Below are 23,072 nucleotides of genomic sequence, written 5' to 3' on the forward strand. Positions count from 1 at the left end.
GCTGGCGGCTGGGCCAGCCCAGACGTGGCGGAAGGAGAGTCGCCGCACACGCGAGGCAGGACAGCCACCGTCAGCGCAGATCGATGCGCGCGGATCACGGCTGCCCAGGCGAACGGCAAAACGGCACCCTGCGCTTCACGGTGGGTTGTTCCACCTTGAACCCGATTGCTTGAACCGGTTCTATCGCCAGTCACGCAGGGATGAGCGCGTTAGTTTATTGGAAGAGGATCGAATAGGCAACCGGCTTCCCGCCGCCGCCGCGGGCACTTCCGAAGCGGGCCATGGCGTCGTTGTATGCGGCGCGCAAACGTCTGAGGAAGGGCGGCCCGGAGGCCGTTCCGCATCCCTCCCAGAGCCGCTTGTAAGGCTGGTTCATCCTTGCCGCAGCGCCGCATTGGAAGTAGGCTTGGGGCCTTTCTCTCCAACCGACCAGGGAACTGCAATGATTGTGTTCGTCACCGGAGCGTCCGCGGGATTCGGCGCCGCCATCGCTCGCGCTTTCGTGAAGGGCGGCCATCGGGTCGTCGCCACCGCGCGCCGCAAGGACCGCCTGCAGGCGCTCGCCGACGAACTCGGCGACGCGCTTCTGCCTTACGAGCTCGACGTGCGCGACCGCGCCGCCGTCGAAGCCGTGCCGGCCGCGTTGCCAGCCGATTTCGCGGCGCTCGACGTGCTCGTGAACAACGCCGGCCTTGCGCTCGGCGTGGAGCCGGCGCACAAGGCGAGCCTCGACGAATGGAACACGATGATCGAGACCAACTGCACCGGCCTCGTGCAGGTTACGCACGCGCTCCTGCCCGGCATGGTGGAGCGCAACCGCGGGCATATCTTCAACCTGGGCTCGGTGGCCGGCCGCTGGCCCTACCCCGGCGGCAACGTCTACGGCGCCACCAAGGCATTCGTGCGCCAGTTCAGCCTGAACCTGCGCGCCGATCTGGCCGGCACCGCGCTGCGCGTGACCGACATCGAGCCGGGCCTGTGCGGCGGCACCGAATTCTCGAACGTGCGTTTTCGCGGCGACGACGAAAAAGCCGGCAAGGTCTATGAGAACGTCCAACCGCTCACGGCGGAGGATATCGCCGACTCGATCTACTGGATCGCCACGCGCCCCGCGCACGTCAACATCAACACGATCGAGCTGATGCCGGTCGCGCAATCATTCGCCGGTTTGGCCATTCATCGCGGCTAAAGCCCGCCAGGCGGGACGCACATCTTGAAACAGACCTCCTGGTGTGCGTTCCGGTAAAATGCGCCGCATGAATATGTCGACCAGCCAGCCCGGCACGGAAATCGGCTTCACATGGCCGATCCGCGTGTATTACGAAGATACCGACGCCGGCGGCATCGTGTTCTACGCGAACTACCTGAAATTTTTCGAGCGGGCGCGAACCGAATGGCTGCGCGCGTGCGGCGTCGACCAGAATCGGCTCGCGAACGAAACGGGCGCGATTTTCATCGTGCGCAGCACGGCGGTCGACTATCGTGCGCCTGCGCGGCTCGACGATGTCGTCAACGTCGTGAGCCGGATCGAGCGGCTCGGCCGCGCCTCGGTCGACTTCGCGCAGGAAGCATGGCGCGACGGCACTTTGCTTGCGGTCGGCTCCATCCGGGTCGGCTGCGTCGAGCGAACCGCGCTGCGGCCGGCCGCGATTCCTCCGCCGGTACTCGCTGCGTTGCGCCGCGGGCCGGGCATCGGCGAAGGCGGGGTGTCAACGGACAACGACTGAACCTCGTTGTTACGGGGCCGGTGAACTCGTATCGATCAAGCAGCACAAAGCATGGTTCGGCTTGCAGCGTCGCCGATGCTGCCGTTTTGCTCACGGCAGGCTTCGATGGCCTTGCAGCCGGACGCCCCCTTCCGGGACGTTAAAACGAACCTTTATGAACACTACACAAGATCTGTCGATCGTTTCCCTCGTACTCAATGCGAGCCTGCTGGCGCAGGCCGTCATGGCCCTGCTGCTGTTGTTGTCGCTGTTGTCGTGGACTTTCATCTTCCGCAAGTGGTTTGCGATCCGCCGGGCGCGCGCGCAAACTGAACGCTTCGAACGCGATTTCTGGTCGGGCGGCGACCTGCAGGCGCTCTATCAGAGCGCCGCGAACAATCGCCACACGATCGGCGCGCTGGAACGGATCTTCGAATCCGGCATGCGCGAATTCCTGAAGGGCAAGGAAAAACGCCTGAACGATCCGGGCGCGATCCTCGACGGCGCACGCCGCGCCATGCGGGCCGCGTTCCAGCGTGAAATGGACGTGCTCGAAGCCAATCTCGCGTTTCTCGCCTCGGTGGGTTCGGTCAGCCCGTATATCGGTCTGTTCGGCACGGTCTGGGGGATCATGAATGCGTTCCGCGGTCTCGCCAACGTCCAGCAGGCCACGCTTGCGAACGTCGCGCCGGGCATCGCCGAAGCGTTGACCGCCACCGCGATCGGCCTGTTCGCCGCGATTCCGGCCGTGGTTGCCTACAACCGCTACGCGCACGACATCGACCGCCTGGCAATCCGCTTCGAGACCTTCATCGAAGAGTTCTCGAACATCCTGCAGCGCCAGGCACAGTAAGGGGTCCAAGATGGCAGGCTCACATTCCAGTATGCGTGGCGGCCGTTCGCGCCGCGCGATGTCCGACATCAACGTCGTGCCGTACATCGACGTGATGCTCGTGCTGCTCGTGATCTTCATGGTGACCGCGCCGCTCGTCGCCCCGTCGATCGTCAATCTGCCGACCGTCGGCGGCGCCGCGCCGCAGCAGCAAACCCCGCCCGTGATCGTGAATATCCGCGCGGACGGCAACATGAGCGTCAAGTACAAAGACGACGCGGGCGCGCAGCAGCAGGAAAACATGACGAAAGCCGACCTCAACGGCTTCATCACCGACCGTTCGCAAACGCATCCTGACCAGCCTGTCGTGATCGCCGCCGACAAGACCGTGAAGTACGAAGTCGTGATGAACGTGATGTCCGAGCTGAAAGCCCGGGGCGTCAAACGCGTTGGATTGCTCGTCAAATCGCAATGATCCGCAAGAATTCCGACTACCCGCTCCAGCCGCCGCGTGAACGCGGCACCGGGCGAGCCTTTGCGTTCGCTCTGGTGATGCACGCGCTGCTCGGGTTCTTTCTGTACCACGGCATCCAGTGGCAGAACAGTACGCCGGAAGGCGCTGAAGCGGAGCTCTGGACCGAGGTGCCGGACACGGCGATCCCGCGCCCGGCTCCGCCTCCACCCGTGCCGGTGGCCCCTGCCCCGCCGCTGCCCGATGAACAGGCTGACATCGCGTTGCAGGAGAAGAAACGCAAGCAGCAGGAGGCCGCGCGCGAGGCGCAACTCGCCGAGCAGCAGCGTCAGCAGAAATTGCAGGCTCAACAGGAAGCCGAGGCGAAACGTCAGCAGCAACTCGCCGCGGAGCAGGCGGCGCAAAAGGCCGCGGCGCTCAAGCAGAAGCAGTTGCAGCAACAGCAGCAGCAGGCCGACAAGCTCAAGCAACAGCAATTGGCCGAGCAGCAGAAACAGCAGCAATTGAAGGAACAGCAGCAGGAACAGCAAAAACAGGCCGAAGCCGAAGCGCAGAAGAAAGCGGACGCGCAGAAGGCGGCAAAGGCCAAGGCTCAGGCCGAGGCTGCCGCGCAAGCGAAGAAACTCGATGCCGAACGTCGCGCGCGTCTCGCGCAAATGCAAGGCATGGCGGGCGGCGAAGGCTCGACCGGCAACGGGCTTGCGAAGAGCGGCACCGGCAGCGGCTCGGGCGGCACGGCGGCGTCGCCGGGTTACGCGGACAAGGTGCGTCGCGTGGTGCGCCCGAACATTACGTGGGGCGGCGAAACGGAAGGCCTGGAGACGGTGATCTCCGTGCGCTGTTCGCCGACGGGCACCTTGTTGAGCGCAACGATCTCGCGCAGCAGCGGCAACCCCGCGTGGGACGACGCCGCGTTGCGCGCCGTGCAGCGTTCCGATCCGATGCCTCAGGACATCGACGGCAAGACGCCGGGCAGCTTCAAGATCACGCTGCGCCCGGCAGGTTGACGAAGGCCTTGACAGTCAGTTGACAGCAGACGCGGCGCCCCGCCCAGCGTGGCGCGCCGGGGAACGAAATAAAGGTTCGAGGGTCTGTCTGCTGTTGTGAAGCGTTAGTAAAACCGTTTTTGGGGAATCCATACAGCATGAGTTTGATGACCAAGCTAGGCCTGCGGACACTTGTAGCGTCGTGCCTGATCGCCGTCGGCGGCGCCGCCAACGCACAACTCAACGTCCTCGTGACGGGCGTCGGGTCCACCCAGTTTCCGATCGCAACGGCGAATTTCGCCAATGAAGCGAACTCGCCGCAACAGGTCAGCACGATCGTGCGGCAGGATCTGCAACGCAGCGGCAAATTCACCAACATCGACGCGGGCAGCACGCCGGTGCCGGAAACGGCGTCCGTCGACCTCGGCAGCTGGAAGGCCAAGGGCGCCAATGCGTTCGTGTCGGGCAGTGTGAACCGTCTGCCGAACGGCCAGTACGAAGTGCGCTTCAAGCTGTACGACACGGTCAAACAGGAAAGCCTCGGCGGCCTCGTCCTGGTGAGCCCGGAAAGCGGCTTGCGCATGAGCGCGCACAAGGTCGCGGACTACATCTACGCGAAGCTGATGGGCGGGCGCGGCGTGTTCGCCACGCGCCTGTCGTACGTCATCAAGACCGGCGGCCGTTATCAGTTGCAAATCTCCGATTCGGACGGCCAGGACGCGCACATCGCGCTGTCGAGCCCTGAGCCGATCATCTCGCCGGCATGGTCGCCCGACGGCACCAAGGTCGCTTATGTTTCGTTCGAGAAGAAGAAGCCGATCGTCTATATCCACGATCTGCCCACGGGCCGTCGCGTCGTGGTCTCCGACCAGAAGGGCAATAACAGCGCACCGGCGTGGTCGCCGGATGGCCGCACGCTGGCCGTCGCGCTCTCGCGCACCGGCAACACCCAGATCTTCGCCGTCAATGCGGACGGCAGCGGGCTGCGGCGTCTGACGCAAGGCAGCTCGATCGACACGGAACCCACCTTCTCGCCTGACGGCCAGTCGATCTATTTCACCAGCGATCGTGGCGGCCAACCGCAGATCTACAAGATGTCGGCCCAAGGCGAAAGCGCCGGCAGCGCGCAGCGCGTCACCTTCACGGGCAGCTACAACACGAGCCCGCGCGTCAGCCCCGACGGCAAGCAACTCGCGTATATTTCGCGCGTCGGCGGCGGATTCAAGCTTTATATCCAGGACCTGCAAGGCAATACGGCCACGGGTCTGACGGACACGACACATGACGAATCGCCGAGCTTCGCGGCGAACGGTCAGTACATTCTTTACGCCACACAGGTGAACGGCCGTGGCGTGTTGGCCGCGGTATCGACCGATGGTCGCACCCGGCAGGTCCTGTCCGTTCAGGGCGGCAGCGTGCGCGAGCCGTCCTGGGGCCCGTTTATGCAATAACGTTGATGCAATAACACAAGGAGAGTAAAAAATGATGTCCAAGCTTCGTTTCGCATTTGCCGTTCTGATGGTCGGTGCGCTGGCCGCATGTCACTCGGGCGTCAAGCTCGACGAAAACGCCAACAAGGGCGGTGCAATCGGCACGCAACCGAACCCGACCGATGTCGCACAGGTCAACGTCGATCCGCTGAACGATCCGAACAGCCCGCTCGCCAAGCGCAGCATCTATTTCGACTTCGACAGCTACTCGGTCAAGGACGACTATCAGTCGCTGCTCCAGCAACACTCGCAATACCTGAAGAGCCATCCGCAACGCCACGTGCTGATTCAGGGCAACACCGACGAACGCGGTACGAGCGAGTACAACCTGGCGCTCGGCCAGAAGCGTGCTGAAGCCGTGCGCCGTTCGTTGTCGCTGATGGGCGTGACGGACTCGCAAATGGAAGCCGTGAGCCTCGGCAAGGAAAAGCCGCAAGCCACGGGTCATGACGAATCGTCGTGGGCACAGAACCGCCGCGCCGACCTCGTGTACCAACAGTAAGTAACGGGTGATGAGCCGAATGACGCATCGTTTCTCCTGGCTGCGGTTTGCCGCAGCGGCCTGCGTCGCGGGCACGGCCTTCGCGGCTGTGCCCGCGCATGCGGGCATGTTCGACGACGACCAGGCCCGCCAGGCCATTCTCGATCTGCGCTCGAAGACCGAAAGCCTGTCGAGCCAGTTGTCGGCCGCGCAACGCACGATCCTCGATCAGTCCAACCGTCTCGACCAGTTGAATCAGCAGGTCGCCACGCTGCGCGGGCAGAACGAGGACATGGCCAACCAGCTCGCCGCGGTGCAAAAGCAGCAGAAGGACTACTACACCGATCTTGATACGCGTCTGAAGAAATTCGAGCCGCAGCAACAGACGGTGGACGGGGTCCAGGGCGAAGTGCAGCCGGGCGAAACCGAGTCGTTCAATGCGGCTTCGCAACAGTTCCGCAGCGGCGACTTCAAGAACGCGGCGGCGTCGTTCCGTAGCTTCATCTCCAAGTATCCGAATAGCCCTTATCAGCCGACCGCTCAGTACTGGCTCGGCAACGCGCTGTATGCGCTGCGCGACTACAAGGGCTCGACGGCGACGTGGCAAGGTGTGGTGAAGAACTACCCGCAACATCCGCGTGCGCCGGAAGCGCTGCTCGCGATTGCGAACAATCAGCTCGAGCAAGGTCAGAAGGCCGCGGCCAAGAAGACGCTCGAACAGATCGTCGCGCAATATGGCGGCTCGGATGTCGCGCAGTCGGCTCAGAGCAAGCTGTCGCAAATCAAGTAGCGCAGAAGTTCCTCGCAGTTGGCAGTCACGCGCAGTGTCCGACGTCAAAGCCACGCGCGCCTCTCGCTGAAAAACCCGGGTATCGCTACCCGGGTTTTTCACTATCTGAAGTGCCGATAGCTTGGCCAACCACCATCGGTTGACAGCCGACACGCGCTATCGCTATAATTTCGCTTCTCTTTTGGGTCGTTAGCTCAGCTGGTAGAGCAGCGGACTTTTAATCCGTTGGTCACAGGTTCGAATCCCGTACGGCCTACCAAAAGATTCAAGGGCTTACACGCGTTTGCGTCGTAAGCCCTTTTCTTTTTCCGCATCCTTTTCCAACTTTGTTCATTTGCGGCGTCAAAAATCGCGCCCCGATCTGCCGCGACAATTTATATCACAATCACATATAATCGACGCTTTCGCTCTGCGCGCCCGGCTTCTGAAAGAGCCTCACGCGCCGCGGCACAAACCTTCAAGCCACTCACTACCGATCCGATCTTGCTGCACTCCGCCGTCATTCGCTGGCTCGCCCGCTTCGCTCCGCCCACCATCGCCATCGAATGGAAGGAGCGCTTTCGTTCGTGCCTCGGCGCGCTCATCGGCATCACGTTCACCGGCGCCGTCACTCATCTTCTGCTCGGCTCGAGCGGCAACATTCCGATGCTGGTCGCGCCGATGGGCGCCTCCGCCGTGTTGCTGTTCGCCGTGCCGGCGAGTCCGCTTGCGCAACCGTGGTCCATCATCGGCGGCAACCTCGTTTCCGCGACGGTGGGCGTCACGTGCGCCATCTGGGTCCACGATCCCTTGCCGGCGGCGGCGCTTGCCGTCGCGGCGGCGATCTGCGCGATGTTTGCGCTGCGCTGCGTGCACCCGCCGTCCGGAGCGGTCGCGCTCACCGCCGTGCTGGGCGGCCCGGCCGTGCATTCGCTAGGTTACGGCTTCGTGATCGAACCGATCGCGCTCCAATCGGCTGCGCTGCTCTGCGCCGCGATCGTCTATCACACGCTGACCGGGCATCGCTATCCCCATTCCGCGCGGCACCACGGCGACAAAACGGCCGCGACCGCGCAGCCGCGCTCCGGCTTCACGCGTGCGGATCTCGACGCCGTGCTCAAGCGGCAAGGCGAACTGCTCGACATCGCGCCCGACGACCTCGAATCCCTGCTACGTGCATTGCAGTTGCAAACCTACGCTCGCACTTTCGACGAACTGACGTGCGCGGACATCATGTCGCGCGGCGTCATCACCGTGTCGGCGGGAACGCGTGCGGCGACCGCGTGGAGCATCCTGAAACGCCACGGCGTGAAAGCCTTGCCGGTAACGGACGAAGCGCAACATGTGATCGGCATCGTCACACGGGCCGACCTCGGCAGTAGTCAGCAGTTCGGCATGTTCACCAGCGTCCGCCACAAGCTGTTTGGCCGCCGGCGCGCCGGCGAACCCGTCGTGGGCGCGCTGATGACCACCCAGGTGCGCACGGTGGACACCTCCACCTCGATCGCGGACCTCGTGCCGCTTTTCGCCGACTTCGGACATCACCACATTCCGGTGCTGGACAGCGAGACGCGACGACTGGCCGGCATGGTGACCCAGGCCGACCTGATCGCCGGTTTGTATCGTCAGCCGCACAGGCAACTGCAAGCACCAGCGCGACAACAGCGCGCCGCCGCCTGATTCGAACCGACTTCGCTCAGCCCCACTACGCCCCGAAATCGCACGTCATGACAAAGATAGCCGCACCCTTTTCCACGAGCCGCCCATGAAGCCTCACCCTCGCGAGCTTGGCAAAGCCGATTTCGAGCAGCTATCCGAGTTCCGCTATCAGATGCGGCGCTTCGAACGCTTCTCCGAACAGGCCGCCCAGAGCGAAGGCATCACGCCCTTGCAATATCTGCTGCTTCTGCACATCAAAGGCTATCCGCGGCGCGACTGGGCGACGATCGGCGAGTTGGCCGAGCGGCTGCAAGCGCAGCATCACGGTGTGGTGGCATTGGTGTCGCGCTGTGAAGCGCTCGGCCTCGTCAAGCGCAAGGTCAGCGAGACCGATCGCCGCCAGGTGGAAGTGCATCTGCAAAAGCCCGGCGAAAAGACGCTCGCGAAGCTGGCCGCACTGCACCGCGCCGAACTGAAGTCGCTCGAAGGCGCTTTCAATGTTCCGCAGATCGATCTTTAGGCGTCTTTGAGCCGCTTTTCTTTCGACCACCGCGTTCGACCACCCGCCGCGGCCCGCTAACCCACCACCGCCCCGACCATGACCGCCGACACCTACAAACGCGACTTCGCCGCCAACCGCCGCCTGCCGGGCATCGCCCTGCTGGCCGCGTGCATCGGCGCAATCAGTACGCTGGCGGCTTTCGCGCTGCTGAGCCTGATTCACCTGTTCACGAACCTGTTTTTCTTCGGCGCGCTGTCCTTCGCGGACCGCTCGCCGTCGCATAACACGCTAGGCGCATGGGTCGTGCTGGTGCCGGTGGCGGGCGGGCTGATCGTCGGCCTGATGGCGCGCTACGGATCGGAAAAGATTCGCGGCCACGGCATCCCCGAAGCGATCGAGGCGATCCTGTTCGGCAAGAGCCGCATGTCGCCGAAGGTAGCGGTGCTCAAGCCGCTGTCCTCGGGCATCGTGATCGGCAGCGGCGGCCCGTTCGGCGCCGAAGGCCCGATCATCATGACGGGCGGCGCGCTCGGCTCGCTGATCGCGCAGTGCGTGCGCGTGAGCGCGGCGGAACGCAAGACGCTGCTGGTCGCGGGCGCCGCAGCCGGCATGACCGCGGTGTTCGGCACGCCGGTCGCGGCGGTGCTGCTTGCGGTCGAGTTGCTGCTGTTCGAATGGCGGCCGCGCAGTTTCTTGCCCGTCGCGCTGGCGTGCGCGGTGGCGGGTTTCGCGCGGGCACCGCTGTTCGGCGCGGGGCCGCTGTTTCCGCTTGAAACGACGCCGCCCGGCGCACTATCGCTTTTCGCGTGCGTGCTGGCCGGGCTGCTCTCGGGAGCCTTGGCAGCGGGGCTGTCCGCGGCGCTCTACAAGACCGAGGACCTGTTCGGCAAGCTGAGCATTCACTGGATGTGGTGGCCCGCGCTCGGCGGCCTCGTGGTCGGCATCGGCGGCTTTATCGAGCCGCGCGCGCTCGGTGTCGGGTATGACGTCATCGGCGATCTGTTGCATCTGCATCTGGCATTGCAGGCGGCGCTTGCGTTGTTGCTCGTGAAAGCCGTCATGTGGGTCGTCGCGCTCGGTTCGGGCACGTCGGGCGGCGTGCTCGCGCCGCTGCTGATGCTGGGCGCCGGTCTAGGCGTGGTGATGAGCCATCTGCTGCCGGGCAGCGACCCCGCGCTGTGGCCGCTCGTCTGCATGGCGGCCACGCTCGGTGCGACGCTGGGCGCGCCGCTTACCGCCATCGTGTTCGCCTTCGGGCTGACTCACGACAGCAATGCGTTGCTGCCGCTTCTCGCCGCCACGCTGGTCGCGCACGGCTTCGCGACGGTCGTGATGCGACGCTCGATCATGACCGAGAAAATCGCGCGCCGCGGTTATCACATTTATCGTGAATACGGCGTCGATCCGCTCGAACGTCATTACATCGACGAGGTGATGACGCGCGAAGTGGAAACGATCGATGCCCAACTGACGGTGGGCGAAGCGCTAGCGAAGTACTTCGGCGCGACGCAAATGCATCGGGCGTATCCGGTGATCGATGCGGGCAAGGTGGCGGGCGTGGTCGAGCGTGCGACGCTCGAACGTGCGCGCGCCGAGCGCGACGGCGCTGGCGCCGCGACCACGCTGCTCGAATTGATGAAAACGCGTGCGCCGGTCGTCGCGGTGCCGGGCGAAACTTGCCGCCTGGTGGCAACGCGGCTTGCGGTTCATAACCTGGAACGCGTGCCCGTGGTGGACGATGCAAACACGCGGCGGCTCGTCGGCATCGTGTCCCGCAGCGATCTGGTGAAGCCGTCGCTCGCGCATTTCGACGAAGAGCATAAGAAGGAACGCTTCAGGCGTCTCGGCCCACGCTCGGCAAAGCGCCGCCTGTCGCCGGTGCGGCGTGCCGGCTGAGCGCGCCAGCCCTAACCGGGCGCGATTTTCGTCGCGCGAGCGAGCGGGCAACGGGCCGTGAGCCGTTGCAAATCGCGCTGAATCGGAATGACATGACTGCATTTCCCACAGTCGAAACGAACAATCCCAGAGCGTTCGTCGTCATTGCACGTACAACAAGAGCCGCACTCCTACACGCGTCTTAACCAGCACCGATAGATACAACGGACAACAAACGTGAACATTTATTGAGACATCAAGACGTGCAATGATCGCCGCCGATCCAGCGAAACAGGCTGTGATACCGCGTGAGTAGACGCTCTGGCAACGCCGCAGCCCCCTGCGCTTTCATTCCGTCGAGATGGCCAATTTCCTGTTCAATCTTGTCTCAAACCTCGCATTGCTGGCGGCCGTGCTGATTGTCTGTCATCTATGCAACCGGCTGATACCGGGCGCGACGCTCAATGGGCCGCATGTGTTTGTCGGGCTCGCATTGGCCGCACTGCTGTTCGATGCCGCGCTGACCTTTCTCGTATTCGCCGATGCGCAAAACCGCTACGGCCAGTTCAGCACGCGTGCTGCGTTCTTTCAACGCGCCGGCGCCTATGGGCTTGCGGGGATCGCCGCCTTCGGCTGGCGCTATCTGTCGCGCCGCTCGCGCCAGGCTAAAGCCGGTGACTCGCTTGTCATCCGCACTTCGCCGTATTCGGAATCGCATCTGCCGATGTAACGCGACGCCCTTTGCGATCAATTGTTTTGCAAAATCGCCCGAGGGAGCGAAAAAAAACGACGTCGCGAGATTCGCGACGCCGTTTGTCGTTCCGGCTACACCAGCGGCGAAGCGTCAGCGGGTGCCGGGCTTGGAGGCGTCCTTGCGCATCATCTTCCACAGCGCGCCGAGCAGAACCGGCACGATTGCCGCGCCGATACCCACCAGCACGATCACATTCAGATATTGGCGGATGAACGGAATGTTGCCGAAGAAATAGCCGAGCAACACCAGCAGCAACACCCACAACAACGCGCCGAGAACGTTGAAAAGCTGAAACCGGCTCACCGTCATTTCGGACGCGCCCGCAACGAAGGGCGCGAAGGTCCGCACTACCGGAATGAAGCGCGCCAGCACGATGGTCTTGCCGCCATGCTTTTCGTAGAAATTGTGGGTCTTCTGCAATGCGCTGCGGTCGAGAAAGCGCTCGAGAAAAGGGATGTGCGAATTGAACACCCGCGGTCCAATGGCCCGCCCAATCATATAGTTGACCGTGTTGCCGCTGATTGCCGCGACGAGCAGCAGCACGATCAGCAAGCCAACGTTCATTTCACCGGTCGCGCAGAAAGCACCGCCGATGAAAAGCAATGAGTCGCCGGGCAAAAACGGCAGGACGACCAGCCCTGTTTCGCAGAACACGATCAGAAACAGCACCGCATAGACCCAGGCGCCGTACACGTGAATGAAGTCTCCCAGAAACTTGTCGATGTGCAAGACAAGATTGGCGAAATGTAGCAACGTGTCCAAAGGCGTCCTTTATTGAGCGAATGTGAGCGCGGCGGGGAATAGCTCTGCGAGCCTGCGAGCGAAGGCGACGAGCACTCGCTCACCGCCCCGCAATTGACCGCGTCATGATACCGAAAGTGCCCGGCCGCAATTAAAAAAGTCCGGCCGCTCGGACGCCTCGGGGCCGGCGGTGCCGAATCGCTATAATTTCGCCATGTCCGAATTCTCCGAAACGTCTGCCGGCACCACCGCCGCGGCCGCGGTTTCCGCCGCTGCGCCCGCCCCACGCCCATTGCGCGCGATTCAGCCGCTGCCCGACCAGTTGATCAGCCAGATCGCGGCCGGCGAAGTGGTCGAGCGGCCCGCTTCGGTGGTCAAGGAGTTGCTGGAAAATGCGCTCGACGCGGGCGCGCAGACTTTGCGCATCATGCTCGACGAAGGCGGCGTCAAACGTATTTCGATCACCGACGACGGCTGCGGCATTCCCGAAAACGAACTGGCGCTTGCGCTGATGCGTCATGCGACCAGCAAGATCCGCTCGCTTGCCGAACTGGAAGCGGTCGCCACGCTGGGGTTTCGCGGCGAGGCGCTAGCCTCGATCGCGTCGGTCGCGCAGATGTACATCACGAGCCGCACCGCGGACGCGCCGCATGCGGTGCGCGTCGACGCGCAAACCGGCGTGCTGAGCCCCGCTGCCGGCACCCAGGGCACCACGATCGAGGTGCGCGAGTTGTACTTCAACACGCCCGCGCGCCGCAAGTTTCTGAAGAGCGAGCAAACCGAACTCGGCCATTGTCTCGAACAGATTCGCCGCGCGGCGCTGGCACGACCGGACGTGGCGATTTCGGTGCTGCATAACGGCAAGGCGGTCGAACACTGGAACGCCAGCGAACCACCCGTGCGAGTCGCGAAGATTCTCGGCGAGACATTTGCAACGGCGCATCTGCCGCTCGACGAATCCGCCGGACCGCTCGCCGTCTACGGCTGCGCGGGTCTGCCGACCGCGAGCCGCGGGCGCGCCGACCAGCAGTATTTCTTCGTCAACGGCCGCTTCGTGCGTGACAAGCTGCTCACGCACGCCGTGCGCGCTGCTTATGAAGACGTGCTGCACGGCGACCGCTATCCGTCCTACGTGCTGTTTCTCGATCTGCCGCCTGAAGCCGTCGATGTGAACGTGCATCCGTCGAAGATCGAAGTGCGTTTTCGCGATTCGCGCTCGATTCACCAGTTCGTGTTCCACGCGGTACAGCGCGCGCTGGCGCGGCATGCGGGCGCGTCGCCGGAAACGACGGCGGGCGGACATGCGGCGCATCTGGAAGCGTCGATGGGCGGGCCGGCTTCGTTCGGCGCCACGCCGTTAGGTGCAGCGGGTGCCGCCAGCTTTGGTACGAGCGCGGGCGCAGGCGGCTTCGGTGGCGGATCTGGCTCGTCGTCACAGCCGGGCAACACATGGATGCGCCAGGCGCGCATGACGCAAGGCACCTTGCCCGTTGCCCAACCGCTGGCGTTTTACGACGCGCTGTTCGGCCGCAGAGACACAAACGCCGGCGCAGTGGAAGGCGCGACGCTCTTCGAAGCGCGCGACTCGGCCACGGAAACAACCGCGCCGTACAACGCCTCCGCGCCTTATGCGTCACCCGCCTTCAACGTCGCCGACGAACAGCCGCTCGGCTTCGCGCTCGGCCAGATCCACGGCATCTACGTGCTCGCGCAGAACGCGCACGGCCTCGTGATCGTCGACATGCACGCCGCGCACGAGCGCATTCTGTACGAGCAGTTCAAGAACGCGCTGGCCGATCGCACGATCGCCGTCCAACCGCTGCTGATTCCGCAGACGATGCAGGCCGATCCGATCGAAATCGGCACGGTCGAGGAAGAGCGCGACACGCTCGACGCGCTCGGCTTCGACCTAGCGGTGCTGTCGCCCACCACGCTCGCCATCCGCGCCGTGCCCGCGCTTTTGAAAGACGCCGATCTGCAGGCGCTGGCGCGCGCGGTCCTCTCCGACCTTCACGCGTTCGGCGGCTCGCGCGTGTTGACCGAGCGTCAGCACGAACTGCTCGGCACGCTCGCCTGCCATCACGCGGTGCGGGCGAACCGGCGCCTGACGCTCGATGAAATGAACGCGCTGCTGCGCCAGATGGAAGCGACCGAGCGCGCCGATCAATGCAACCACGGGCGTCCGACGTGGTATCAGTTGACGCTCTCCGATCTCGATCGGCTGTTCATGCGTGGGCAATAGCGGTGCGCTCGATCACGCTCAATCGCCGCGCGCCGGTTTCCCCATGACTTCACGCACTGCCACGCCGGTCGCTTGCCTACTGGGGCCCACCGCATCCGGCAAGACCGCCGCCGCGCTCGCGCTGGCCGCGCGGCGGCCGGTGGAAATCATTAGTGTGGATTCGGCGCTGGTCTATCGCGAGATGGACATCGGCACGGCAAAACCGACGGCGCAAGAGCGCGCGGCGGCGCCGCATCATCTGATCGACATCGTCGATCCGGCCAACGCCTATTCAGCGGCCGAATTTCGCGCGGATGCGTTGCGCCTGCTGGGCGAGATCAGCGCGCGCGGGCGAGTGCCGTTGCTGGTCGGCGGGACCATGCTGTACTACAAGGCGCTCACGCAAGGACTGAACGACCTGCCGCCCGCCGACGCCGAGCTTCGCGCCTCGCTCGACGCCGATGCCGCGCGCGAAGGCTGGCCCGCAATGCATGCGCGGCTTGCCGCGCTCGACCCCGTGACGGCCGCTCGTCTTGCGCCAAACGATTCGCAGCGGATTCAGCGGGCGCTGGAAGTGTTCATGTTGACCGGCCAGCCGATGTCCGCGTTGCTGGCCGCGCCGGCTCGGGTGGACAACGCCGCTTCGGCGTGGCGCTTCGTGCCGGTTGCGCTGGAACCTTCCGATCGAAGCGTGCTGCACGCGCGCATCGAAAAGCGCTTCGACGCGATGCTGGCGGGCGGCTTCGTCGATGAAGTGGTGAAACTGCGCGAGCGTGGGGATTTGTCGCCGGAGATGCCGTCGATGCGTTGCGTGGGCTATCGGCAGGTATGGGAATATCTCGACGGAGCCGTCGATTATTCGACCATGCGGGACAAGGGAATCTTCGCTACGCGGCAACTGTGCAAGCGGCAGCTTACGTGGCTGCGGAGCATGACTGAGCGGGTAGTGATCGATTGCTGCGACCCGCACGCTACCGCGCGGGTGCTCGATGTGATTGAAGCGTTGATCTGAATCGCTATCGGCTCCGCGCGGCGCTTGAAACTTCCACGCCGCGCAGGCAAACGAGCCTTGGGTTAAACCACGACCGTTTGAGCTTCGCCCGGCGCGCTTTCGCGAATCGCGCCGATTTTCCAGACCTGTTCACCGGCTGCGGACAACAGCCCGATCGCCGCGTCCGCATCCGCGGCGGACACCACCACCGCCATCCCGATGCCGCAGTTGAACACGCGGTGCATTTCGGCATCCGCCACGCCGCCGTGCTTTTGCAGCCACGAGAACAGCGGCGGCAACGGCCAGCCGCGATGATCCAGCTCAGCCGTCAGGCCTTCACGCAAAACGCGCGGAATGTTCTCGACGAGCCCGCCGCCGGTAATGTGCGCCATACCCTTCACGGCGATCTGCTGCATCACGGCGAGCAACGGCTTCACATAGATATGCGTGGGCGCCATCAGCGCGTCGGCGAGTGAGCGGCCGTCGAAATCCGCATTCAGATCAGGCTGCGCGCGCTCGATGATCTTGCGCACCAGCGAAAAACCGTTCGAATGAATCCCGCTCGAAGCCAGCCCCAACACCACGTCGCCGGGGGCGATCGTGCTGCCGTCGATAATCTTGCTCTTTTCGACCGCGCCGACCGCGAAGCCGGCCAGATCGTACTCGCCGTCCGGATACATGCCCGGCATTTCCGCCGTCTCGCCGCCGATCAGCGCGCAGCCCGCCAGTTCGCAACCATATGCGATACCCTTCACGACCGTGGCCGCCGTACCGACGTCCAGCTTGCCGCACGCGAAGTAGTCGAGGAAGAACAGCGGCTCGGCGCCTTGCACGAGAATGTCGTTCACGCTCATCGCCACCAGGTCCTGGCCGACGGTGTCGTGTTTGTTCAGTTGAAACGCGAGGCGCAGCTTCGTGCCGACACCGTCGGTGCCCGACACCAGCACCGGCTCCTTGTAGCGCTTCGGCACTTCGAACAGCGCGCCGAACCCGCCGATGCCGCCCAGCACGCCGTCGCGCATCGTCTTTTTGGCAAATGGCTTGATCGCGTCGACAAGGGCGTCGCCCGCGTCGATGTCCACGCCGGCGTCGCGATACGACAAACCTTGGGCGTCAGGGGCGGATTTCGGTTGATTCATGGGGAAGAGCGAGAAGGTCGGTAAAATGCGATTTTACCCGATGCCGGCCGGTTGGCTGGATTTCACGCGTTCCGACGACACCTGGGAAACAAACTTTGCAACAGAACTCCTCGATCCTGACGCCCGTTCAGCGCCGCGCCTTCATCTGGCTGGCCATCGCACTGGGCGTCGGCATTTTGCTGTGGCTCCTGAGCCCGGTCCTCACACCGTTTCTGCTCGGCGCGATTCTCGCGTACATTCTTCAGCCTGGCGTCGCGTGGATGGTGCGCCGGCGTGTGCCGCGCGCCGTCGCCGCGTTGCTGATGATGCTGCTGTTCACGCTCCTCATGACCATGCTCGTACTGCTGGTGCTGGCCGTCGTCCAGAAAGAAGCGCCGCAACTCAGGCAGCAGGTTCCGGTGCTGTTCACGCATATCAACGCGTGGCTGCAACCGAAACTCGCGCTGCTGGGCCTTGCCGATTCGCTCGATTTCGCCAGCATCCGCGATCTCGTGATGGGGCAACTGGAAGGCAGCGCGCAAACCGTCGCGCTTTACGTGTGGACCTCCGTGCGCACCAGCGGCAACGTCATGATGACGGTGGTCGGCAACGTCGTGATGGTGCCGCTCGTGCTGTTCTATCTGCTGTACGACTGGAATCGCATGCTCGCGCGCATGCAGGCCGTCGTGCCGCGCCGCTGGCTCGACAAGACGCTGCAACTCGCGCGCGACATGGACCAGATGCTGTCGCAATACCTGCGCGGCCAGTTGCTCGTCATGGGCGTGCTCGCCGTGTACTACGCGGTCGCGCTGACCATCGCCCGCTTCGAGATCGCGTTGCCGGTCGGCATTTTCACGGGTCTCGCGGTGTTCATCCCGTACATCGGTTTCGCCACCGGTCTCGCGCTGGCGCTGCTCGCGGCGCTCCTGCAATTCGGCGACTGGTATGGCTTCGGCGCGGTCGCGCTGATTTACGGCGTCGGCCAGATCGTGGAGAGCTTCTTTCTCACGCCGCGCCTCGTCGGCGAACGCATTGGCCTGCACCCGCTTGCGGTCATCTTCGCGCTGCTTGCGTTCGGCCAGCTGTTCGGCTTTTTCGGCGTGTTGCTGGCGCTGCCGGTCAGCGCGATTCTCTCGGTGGCGATGCGCGAGTTGCGGCAAAGCTATCTGACGAGCACGCTTTACAACAACTGACGGGTCATTGACTTGTCATCGACTGTTTAGGGCCCGAGGTTCGGGCCATTCGCGGCCCAAGCCTCATTTTCGGCATCAACCTACTGTGCTTCGTCAACTGACGCTCGATCTCGGCACCCCGCCGCCATCGACATTCGATAATTTCTTCGCCGGCGCCAACGCCGAACTGGTCACGCGGCTGCGCGAGCTCGACAACGCGCTCGCGGCCGGGCCGGTGGCCGATCGCACCTTCTATATCTGGGGCGAAGCCGGCAGTGGCCGCACGCATCTTTTGCAGGCGCTGGTGCACGAAGCGCCGCCGGGCCATGCGCGCTATGCGGGTCCCCAGAGCAGTCTCGCCGCCTTCACGTTCGACCCGCGCGTCGCGCTGTATGCGATCGACGATTGCGACGCTTTGTCGGCCGCGCAGCAGATCGCCGTGTTCAATCTCTTCAACGAAGTGCGCGCGCATCCCACGAGCGCGCTGGTCGCCGCGGGCAACGCGCCGCCGATCGGCATGACGGTGCGCGAGGATTTGCGCACGCGGCTCGGCTGGGGCCTCGTGTTCCATCTGGCGCCGCTGCCGGACGAAGACAAGGCCGCCGTGCTGAAGCACGCGGCGCGCGAGCGCGGCATCATGCTCGCCGACGACGTGCCCGCCTACCTGCTCACGCATTTTCGCCGGGACATGCCGAGCCTGATGGCGCTGCTCGACGCGCTCGACCGCTTCTCGCTCGAACAGAAGCGCGCCGTCACGCTGCCGCTTTTGCGCACCATGCTCGCCAAGCCGGACGCCGACGAACGGCGCGCGGCGTCCGCTTCGTCTGCGTCACCCGCCGCTTCAAGTAAAATAGGCCCTCATGGCTAATCTCGCACTCTTCGATCTCGACCACACCCTCATTCCCACTGACAGCGACCACGAATGGGGCCGCTTTATGGTGAAACACGGCATGGTCGACGCCGACAATTTCGCCCGTGAAAACGACCGCTTTTACGCCGACTACAAAGCCGGCCAGCTCGACATTCACGCTTACCTGATCGCCATGCTCACGCCGCTCGCCAAGTACACGCGCGCGCAGCTCGCCGACTTTCACGCGCAGTACATGCACGAAGTCATCACACCGGCGATCCAGCCGGTCGCGCTGGAACTGGTGAAGCAACATCAGGAAGCGGGCGACCTCTGCTGCGTGGTCACGGCCACCAACGAATTCATCACCCGTCCGATCGCGCAAGCGTTCGGCGTCGACACGCTGATCGCCTGCGAAGTGGAAACCGTCGACGGCCAGCCGCATTCGCCGTACACCGGCCGCCCCACCGGCATGCCGAGCTACAAGGAAGGCAAGATCGCGCGCACCGAGGCGTGGCTCGCCTCGCTCGGCAAGACGTGGAGCGACTTCGAGCGCAGCTATTTCTATAGCGACTCGCACAACGACATTCCGCTGCTCGAAAAGGTCACCGATCCGATCGCGACCAATCCCGACGACACATTGCGCGCCCATGCGCAGGCCAAAGGCTGGCGCATCCTCGAACTCTTTCAATCCACGTGATCAAAAAATTTATCCGCAAGCTATTCGGCCAGGACTCGGCGCCCGCTGAGGACACCCCATCCGCCGAAGCCGAAGCAGACGAAACCGGCAGCGCACCGGCACGCCATGCAGCAGGCGCCTCAGGCGCCGGCAAGACACGCCGCAAACCCGCCCGCGGCGGCGCGGCGGTCAAAACCGTGCCCGATCCCGATGTACCGGTCATCATTCCGCACGACGTGCACGGCATCGATCAGGCGCTGATCTCGAGAAACGCGATTCGCGTGACCGAAGGGCTGCAACAGGCGGGGCACCGCGCGTTCATCGTCGGCGGCGCGGTGCGCGATCTGCTGCTCGGCATCAAGCCGAAAGACTTCGACGTCGCCACGGACGCCACGCCCGAACAGGTGCAGAAGCTGTTTCGCCGCGCGCGCATCATCGGCCGGCGGTTTCAGATCGTGCACGTGCAGTTCGGCCAGGAAATCATCGAAACCTCCACGTTCCGCGCGCTGGTCGATCCGCCGGCCGCCGACGCGCCGCCGCAGCGCCGCCTGAAGCGCGACGAACTCGACCGCCGCACGCACGCCGTGGACGCGAGCGGGCGCGTGCTGCGCGACAACGTCTGGGGCGAGCAGCACGAAGACGCCACGCGCCGCGATTTCACGATCAACGCGATGTACTACGATCCGGCCACGCAAACCGTGCTGGATTATCACAACGGCATGGCCGACATGCGCGCGCGCCTCTTGCGCATGATTGGCGACCCGGCCACGCGTTATCGCGAGGATCCGGTGCGCATGCTGCGCGTGGTGCGTTTTGCCGCGAAGCTCGACTTCGAGATCGAGCACACGACGCGCGCGCCGATCGCCGACATGGCGGATCTGATCAACAACGTGCCCGCCGCGCGTCTTTTCGACGAGATGCTCAAGCTGATGCTGTCGGGCCACGCGCTCGCCTGCCTGAAGCGTCTGCGCCGGGAAGGCCTGCATCATGGCCTGCTGCCGTTGCTCGATGTGGTGCTGGAGCAACCCACCGGCGAAAAATTCATCACGCTTGCACTCACCAACACGGATGCCCGAGTGCGCGCCGGCAAACCGGTGTCGCCCGGCTTCCTGTTCGCCACGCTGCTGTGGCACGACGTGCAGCAGCGCTGGCAGAAATTTGAAGCGAACGGTGAATATCCGGTGCCCGCGCTGCATCGCGCGATGGACGAAGTCCTCGATATGCAAACCGGGAAACTTGCGATCCATAAGCGCTTTTCGGCGGACATGCGCGAAATCTGGGGCCTGCAGTTGCGCCTCGAAAAACGCTCGGGAAGGAGCGCGCTGAAGCTGCTGGAACACCAAAGATTTAGAGCGGGGTATGATTTCCTCCTGTTGCGCTGCGAATCGGGTGAACTCGACGAGTCGGTCGGTGCGTGGTGGACGGAGTTCATCGAAGGAGACGTCGCGGCGCGTGAGGCCTTGCTCACGCAAGGCGGGAAGGACCGGAGTCCCCGAAAACGACGGCGGCGCAGCAGTGGCGCCAGGAACCGCAATGCGGGCGACGGAATGGAGGGCGGCACGCCAGCCGAACGCACAGCCAACGAAGCGGGCCATGACGGTTCGCACGAAAACTGACCTCGCGTTCGCTGAAGCCGTCGAACGATAGTTGCAGGAAGTTATGCCATGACGGTTGCTTATCTCGGCCTCGGCGCGAATCTCGGGGACGCGCGCCAGACCCTGAAAGACGCGGTGGTGTGCCTCGCACAACAGCACGCCATCACCGTGCTCGCCAAGTCGAGCCTGTATCGCACTGCCCCGATCGACGCGGGCGGTGACGATTATTTCAATTGCGCCGTGAAGATCGAAACGGCGCTCCCCGTGCGGCACCTGCTTGCGCTGTGCCACAAGATCGAGCATCAGTTCGGCCGTGAACGGCCGTTTCGCAACGCACCGCGCACGCTCGATCTCGACATCCTGCTCTACGGCGATCAATCGATCGACGAACCCGATCTGATCGTGCCGCATCCGCGTCTGATCGAACGCGCCTTTGCGCTCGTGCCGCTGATCGAAATCGACGCGGCGCTCATCATCCCGCAGCATGGCCGCGCGGACGGGTTGCTCGCCGGCGTCGCCGATCAGCGCATCGAAAAGGTCAAATCAACCTGCCAGTGTCCGATGCTCAATGCGTTCGCGACAGGCGCCGGCACGGACAGCAAAGGCCGCTGCGAATGAATTCTCCACCGCTTACCGTCACCGCGCCGCATCTGCGGCCTCCGTTCGGCTATCTCGCGATCGAAGGGCCGATCGGCGTCGGCAAGACGTCGCTCGCGCGGCGCCTCGCGCAACGCTGGTCGATGCAGGAAATGTTCGAGCGGCCGCAGGACAATCCCTTTCTCGAACGCTTTTATCGCGACACCACGCGTTACGCATTGCCCGCGCAGTTGCACTTCGCGTTGCAACGCGCTCAGCAGGCGCAGGAAGTGAGCGTGGCGCATGTGTCGGGCACGCCGCTGATCGCCGATTTCATGACGCAGAAGAACGACATCTTCGCGCGTCTGACGCTGCAGGAGGACGAGTGGCACCTGTATCGCGCGCTCGCCGCGCGGCTCGAGGTGAGCGCGCCGGCGCCGGACTTCGTGGTCTATCTGCAGGCCAGTCCCGAGGTGCTGTTCGCGCGCATTCAAAAGCGCGCCGTGCCGATGGAACTGCAGATTTCCGATGCGTATCTGCACGCGCTGTGCGACGCCTACAACGAGTTCTTCTATCACTACGACAGCACGCCCGTGTTGACGGTCAACGCCGAACATCTGAATCCGCTCGACTCGGACGCGGACCTTGCGCTGCTCGCCGAACGCATCGAAACCATGCGCGGCCGCAAGGAATTCTTTGTCAAAGGCACGTCGCTTTAAGCGGCTCGGCCACCTCTTTTTTCAACGGATTGACCCATGACCTATTTGCAGGATGCGAGCCGGAACGCCATCACCGTGCCGAAACTGCAGGCAATGCGCGATGCCGGCGAAAAGATCGCCATGCTCACGTGTTACGACGCGAGCTTCGCCGCGTTGCTGGATCGCGCGAGCGTCGACGTCATGTTGATCGGCGATTCGCTCGGCAACGTGTTGCAAGGTCAGACGACCACATTGCCGGTAACGTTGGCGGACATCGCGTATCACACCGCGAGCGTCGCGCGGGTGCGGCCTTCGGCGCTAGTGGTCGCCGACTTGCCGTTCGGCACCTACGGTACGGCGGAAGATGCCTTCCGCAGTTCGGTGGAATTGATGCGCGCCGGCGCGCAGATGGTGAAGCTCGAAGGCGGCGAATGGCTCGCGGACACGGTGCGTTTTCTGGTCGAGCGCTCGATTCCCGTGTGCGCGCACGTTGGGCTCACGCCGCAGTCGGTGCACGCGTTCGGCGGCTTCAAGGTGCAAGGAAAAACCGAGGCGGGCGCGAGCCAGCTGCTGCGCGATTCGCTTGCGGTGCAAAATGCCGGCGCGCAATTGATCGTGATCGAGGCGGTTCCGACGCTGCTCGCGAGCGAAGTGACGAAACAACTGCGGATTCCGACGATCGGCATCGGCGCGGGTCTGGATTGCTCGGGTCAGGTGCTGGTGCTGCACGACATGCTGGGCATTTTCCCCGGCAAGCGGCCACGCTTCGTGAAGGATTTCATGCACGGCCAGCCGAGCATTCTGGCCGCGGTGGAAGCGTATGTGCGCGCGGTGAAGGACGGCTCGTTTCCTGGGCCTGAGCACATGTTCTGATTTGACTGTCGCGGCTCGGCGGTTCGGTCGCCGAG

General features: G+C 64.0%; 23 protein-coding genes, 1 tRNA gene and 1 riboswitch. Of the genes, 22 read left to right on the forward strand and 2 right to left on the reverse strand.

What is annotated here, in order from left to right:
- Positions 1-95: 95 nt before the first annotated feature.
- Positions 96-204: riboswitch (ZMP/ZTP riboswitch) on the reverse strand.
- 238 nt (positions 205-442) lie between these two features.
- From ydfG to ACTJLC_RS04615, 13 genes are all read left to right on the forward strand, one after another.
- The gene (ydfG, locus tag ACTJLC_RS04555) at positions 443-1,189 is read left to right on the forward strand and encodes a bifunctional NADP-dependent 3-hydroxy acid dehydrogenase/3-hydroxypropionate dehydrogenase YdfG (RefSeq protein ID WP_073428179.1); all 747 of its coding nucleotides are present in this window, start codon (positions 443-445) and stop codon (positions 1,187-1,189) included.
- A 58-nt stretch (positions 1,190-1,247) separates the two neighbouring features.
- Positions 1,248-1,727, forward strand: coding sequence for a tol-pal system-associated acyl-CoA thioesterase (gene ybgC, locus ACTJLC_RS04560; RefSeq protein ID WP_073428180.1), 480 nt, complete (start codon positions 1,248-1,250; stop codon positions 1,725-1,727).
- Between the two features lie 154 nt (positions 1,728-1,881).
- A complete protein-coding gene (gene tolQ / locus ACTJLC_RS04565) occupies positions 1,882-2,559 on the forward strand; it encodes a protein TolQ (RefSeq protein WP_007179119.1) in 678 nt (225 codons plus the stop codon).
- Between the two features lie 10 nt (positions 2,560-2,569).
- Positions 2,570-3,013, forward strand: a complete 444-nt coding sequence (tolR, locus tag ACTJLC_RS04570; RefSeq protein WP_073428181.1) for a protein TolR — start codon at positions 2,570-2,572, stop codon at positions 3,011-3,013.
- Positions 3,010-4,017 (forward strand): cell envelope integrity protein TolA, encoded by a 1,008-nt coding sequence (gene tolA, locus ACTJLC_RS04575; RefSeq protein ID WP_073428182.1) that lies wholly within the window; start codon positions 3,010-3,012, stop codon positions 4,015-4,017. Before tolR ends, tolA begins: the two co-directional genes overlap by 4 nt.
- Positions 4,018-4,154: 137 nt before the next feature.
- A complete protein-coding gene (tolB, locus tag ACTJLC_RS04580; protein WP_073428183.1) occupies positions 4,155-5,447 on the forward strand; it encodes a Tol-Pal system beta propeller repeat protein TolB in 1,293 nt (430 codons plus the stop codon).
- A 31-nt stretch (positions 5,448-5,478) separates the two neighbouring features.
- A complete protein-coding gene (gene pal / locus ACTJLC_RS04585; RefSeq protein ID WP_073428184.1) occupies positions 5,479-5,988 on the forward strand; it encodes a peptidoglycan-associated lipoprotein Pal in 510 nt (169 codons plus the stop codon).
- Between the two features lie 19 nt (positions 5,989-6,007).
- Complete coding sequence (gene ybgF, locus ACTJLC_RS04590; RefSeq protein WP_073428185.1) at positions 6,008-6,757, forward strand: tol-pal system protein YbgF; 750 nt, start codon at positions 6,008-6,010, stop codon at positions 6,755-6,757.
- 183 nt (positions 6,758-6,940) lie between these two features.
- Positions 6,941-7,016: transfer RNA gene (locus ACTJLC_RS04595), tRNA-Lys, on the forward strand.
- 224 nt (positions 7,017-7,240) lie between these two features.
- On the forward strand, positions 7,241-8,416 hold the full coding sequence (locus ACTJLC_RS04600; RefSeq protein ID WP_310130495.1) for an HPP family protein: 1,176 nt from the start codon (positions 7,241-7,243) through the stop codon (positions 8,414-8,416).
- An 85-nt stretch (positions 8,417-8,501) separates the two neighbouring features.
- The gene (locus ACTJLC_RS04605; RefSeq protein WP_073428187.1) at positions 8,502-8,915 is read left to right on the forward strand and encodes a MarR family winged helix-turn-helix transcriptional regulator; all 414 of its coding nucleotides are present in this window, start codon (positions 8,502-8,504) and stop codon (positions 8,913-8,915) included.
- A 78-nt stretch (positions 8,916-8,993) separates the two neighbouring features.
- A complete protein-coding gene (locus ACTJLC_RS04610; RefSeq protein WP_114161914.1) occupies positions 8,994-10,793 on the forward strand; it encodes a chloride channel protein in 1,800 nt (599 codons plus the stop codon).
- A gap of 340 nt (positions 10,794-11,133) precedes the next feature.
- Entirely contained in the window at positions 11,134-11,502 is a 369-nt protein-coding gene (locus tag ACTJLC_RS04615; RefSeq protein WP_114161913.1) for a hypothetical protein, read from the forward strand.
- A gap of 114 nt (positions 11,503-11,616) precedes the next feature.
- Here the strand turns inward: ACTJLC_RS04615 and ACTJLC_RS04620 are convergent, their stop codons facing one another.
- Positions 11,617-12,288 (reverse strand): DedA family protein, encoded by a 672-nt coding sequence (locus ACTJLC_RS04620; protein WP_073428190.1) that lies wholly within the window; start codon positions 12,286-12,288, stop codon positions 11,617-11,619.
- Positions 12,289-12,481: 193 nt separating this feature from the next.
- Here ACTJLC_RS04620 and mutL point away from each other — a divergent pair, with 193 nt between their 5' ends.
- Positions 12,482-14,509, forward strand: coding sequence for a DNA mismatch repair endonuclease MutL (gene mutL / locus ACTJLC_RS04625; protein WP_114161912.1), 2,028 nt, complete (start codon positions 12,482-12,484; stop codon positions 14,507-14,509).
- A gap of 43 nt (positions 14,510-14,552) precedes the next feature.
- Entirely contained in the window at positions 14,553-15,500 is a 948-nt protein-coding gene (gene miaA / locus ACTJLC_RS04630) for a tRNA (adenosine(37)-N6)-dimethylallyltransferase MiaA (RefSeq protein ID WP_114163415.1), read from the forward strand.
- 62 nt (positions 15,501-15,562) lie between these two features.
- Here miaA and purM read toward each other — a convergent pair whose 3' ends face one another.
- Complete coding sequence (gene purM / locus ACTJLC_RS04635) at positions 15,563-16,618, reverse strand: phosphoribosylformylglycinamidine cyclo-ligase (protein ID WP_073428193.1); 1,056 nt, start codon at positions 16,616-16,618, stop codon at positions 15,563-15,565.
- A gap of 95 nt (positions 16,619-16,713) precedes the next feature.
- Here purM and ACTJLC_RS04640 point away from each other — a divergent pair, with 95 nt between their 5' ends.
- The 7 genes from ACTJLC_RS04640 to panB all read left to right on the forward strand — a co-directional run bounded on the left by ACTJLC_RS04640 (position 16,714) and on the right by panB (position 23,037).
- Positions 16,714-17,790 (forward strand): AI-2E family transporter, encoded by a 1,077-nt coding sequence (locus ACTJLC_RS04640; protein WP_073428194.1) that lies wholly within the window; start codon positions 16,714-16,716, stop codon positions 17,788-17,790.
- 85 nt (positions 17,791-17,875) lie between these two features.
- Positions 17,876-18,637, forward strand: a complete 762-nt coding sequence (gene hda, locus ACTJLC_RS04645; protein ID WP_073428195.1) for a DnaA regulatory inactivator Hda — start codon at positions 17,876-17,878, stop codon at positions 18,635-18,637.
- Positions 18,630-19,316: an HAD family hydrolase gene (locus ACTJLC_RS04650; RefSeq protein WP_073428196.1), complete on the forward strand. Its 687-nt coding sequence runs from the start codon at positions 18,630-18,632 to the stop codon at positions 19,314-19,316. Before hda ends, ACTJLC_RS04650 begins: the two co-directional genes overlap by 8 nt.
- Positions 19,313-20,911: a polynucleotide adenylyltransferase PcnB gene (pcnB, locus tag ACTJLC_RS04655; RefSeq protein ID WP_310130501.1), complete on the forward strand. Its 1,599-nt coding sequence runs from the start codon at positions 19,313-19,315 to the stop codon at positions 20,909-20,911. The genes ACTJLC_RS04650 and pcnB overlap by 4 nt, the downstream gene beginning before the upstream one ends.
- Before the next feature lie 48 nt (positions 20,912-20,959).
- On the forward strand, positions 20,960-21,508 hold the full coding sequence (gene folK, locus ACTJLC_RS04660; protein WP_083084550.1) for a 2-amino-4-hydroxy-6-hydroxymethyldihydropteridine diphosphokinase: 549 nt from the start codon (positions 20,960-20,962) through the stop codon (positions 21,506-21,508).
- Positions 21,505-22,185 carry a deoxynucleoside kinase gene (locus tag ACTJLC_RS04665; RefSeq protein ID WP_073428199.1) on the forward strand — a complete coding sequence of 227 codons (681 nt, stop codon included), beginning with the start codon at positions 21,505-21,507 and terminating at the stop codon, positions 22,183-22,185. Before folK ends, ACTJLC_RS04665 begins: the two co-directional genes overlap by 4 nt.
- A 36-nt stretch (positions 22,186-22,221) precedes the next feature.
- Positions 22,222-23,037 carry a 3-methyl-2-oxobutanoate hydroxymethyltransferase gene (gene panB / locus ACTJLC_RS04670; protein WP_310130503.1) on the forward strand — a complete coding sequence of 272 codons (816 nt, stop codon included), beginning with the start codon at positions 22,222-22,224 and terminating at the stop codon, positions 23,035-23,037.
- Positions 23,038-23,072: the final 35 nt, after the last annotated feature.

It is taken from the genome of Paraburkholderia sp. 22099 (assembly GCF_052045835.1).
GTDB lineage: Bacteria > Pseudomonadota > Gammaproteobacteria > Burkholderiales > Burkholderiaceae > Paraburkholderia > Paraburkholderia terricola.

Coding starts and splice junctions, on each gene's coding strand:
- ydfG (WP_073428179.1), top strand. CDS start 443: ATGATTGTGTTCGTCACCGGAGCGTCCGCGGGATTCGGCGCCGCCATC.
- ybgC (WP_073428180.1), top strand. CDS start 1,248: ATGCGCCGCATGAATATGTCGACCAGCCAGCCCGGCACGGAAATCGGC.
- tolQ (WP_007179119.1), top strand. CDS start 1,882: ATGAACACTACACAAGATCTGTCGATCGTTTCCCTCGTACTCAATGCG.
- tolR (WP_073428181.1), top strand. CDS start 2,570: ATGGCAGGCTCACATTCCAGTATGCGTGGCGGCCGTTCGCGCCGCGCG.
- tolA (WP_073428182.1), top strand. CDS start 3,010: ATGATCCGCAAGAATTCCGACTACCCGCTCCAGCCGCCGCGTGAACGC.
- tolB (WP_073428183.1), top strand. CDS start 4,155: ATGAGTTTGATGACCAAGCTAGGCCTGCGGACACTTGTAGCGTCGTGC.
- pal (WP_073428184.1), top strand. CDS start 5,479: ATGATGTCCAAGCTTCGTTTCGCATTTGCCGTTCTGATGGTCGGTGCG.
- ybgF (WP_073428185.1), top strand. CDS start 6,008: ATGACGCATCGTTTCTCCTGGCTGCGGTTTGCCGCAGCGGCCTGCGTC.
- ACTJLC_RS04605 (WP_073428187.1), top strand. CDS start 8,502: ATGAAGCCTCACCCTCGCGAGCTTGGCAAAGCCGATTTCGAGCAGCTA.
- ACTJLC_RS04610 (WP_114161914.1), top strand. CDS start 8,994: ATGACCGCCGACACCTACAAACGCGACTTCGCCGCCAACCGCCGCCTG.
- ACTJLC_RS04615 (WP_114161913.1), top strand. CDS start 11,134: ATGGCCAATTTCCTGTTCAATCTTGTCTCAAACCTCGCATTGCTGGCG.
- mutL (WP_114161912.1), top strand. CDS start 12,482: ATGTCCGAATTCTCCGAAACGTCTGCCGGCACCACCGCCGCGGCCGCG.
- miaA (WP_114163415.1), top strand. CDS start 14,553: ATGACTTCACGCACTGCCACGCCGGTCGCTTGCCTACTGGGGCCCACC.
- purM (WP_073428193.1), bottom strand. CDS start 16,618: ATGAATCAACCGAAATCCGCCCCTGACGCCCAAGGTTTGTCGTATCGC.
- ACTJLC_RS04650 (WP_073428196.1), top strand. CDS start 18,630: ATGGCTAATCTCGCACTCTTCGATCTCGACCACACCCTCATTCCCACT.
- folK (WP_083084550.1), top strand. CDS start 20,960: ATGACGGTTGCTTATCTCGGCCTCGGCGCGAATCTCGGGGACGCGCGC.
- ACTJLC_RS04665 (WP_073428199.1), top strand. CDS start 21,505: ATGAATTCTCCACCGCTTACCGTCACCGCGCCGCATCTGCGGCCTCCG.
- panB (WP_310130503.1), top strand. CDS start 22,222: ATGACCTATTTGCAGGATGCGAGCCGGAACGCCATCACCGTGCCGAAA.